Annotated in this window: 1 pseudogene; it reads left to right on the top strand. The window is 66.8% G+C overall.

What is annotated here, in order from left to right:
• Window positions 1-52: 52 nt before the first annotated feature.
• Window positions 53-419: pseudogene (locus EII35_RS15650) on the top strand (RHS repeat domain-containing protein); the annotation flags it as partial.

Here is a 419-nt window from a genome sequence, read left to right as displayed (position 1 = left end):
GTTGACCGAGATCATCTCCCTCGAAGACGGAACGGAGGTGGCCCGGACCTGCATGTCTTACACCGGTGCCCAGCAACAGCCTTCAACCATCGTTGATGGGGAGGGCGGTCATACCCGGATGCGGTGGGACGAGGGCTTGTTGCTGGAGGTGGTTGATCCGACCGGGGTGAGGGTGCGGTTCGGGTACGACCCTCGTGGGGATCTGGTGTCCTCCACCGATGCCGAGGGCAACACCACCCGGCTGGTGCGGGACGCTGCCGGGCGGGCGGTGGAGATGATCCGCCCTTCGGGTGCGACGACCCGATTCCACTACACTCCCGCCGGATTGCTGGAGGCCAGGATCGACCCGGACGGGGCGCGCTGGGAATACCGCTACAGCCTCGGGGGTCGGTTGACCGCGATGACGGACCCTGCGGGTG

Origin of the sequence: Arachnia propionica (genome assembly GCF_003932785.1) — a bacterium.
GTDB classification, from domain to species: domain Bacteria; phylum Actinomycetota; class Actinomycetes; order Propionibacteriales; family Propionibacteriaceae; genus Arachnia; species Arachnia propionica_B.
This window is presented reverse-complemented; position numbering and strand designations above follow the sequence as displayed.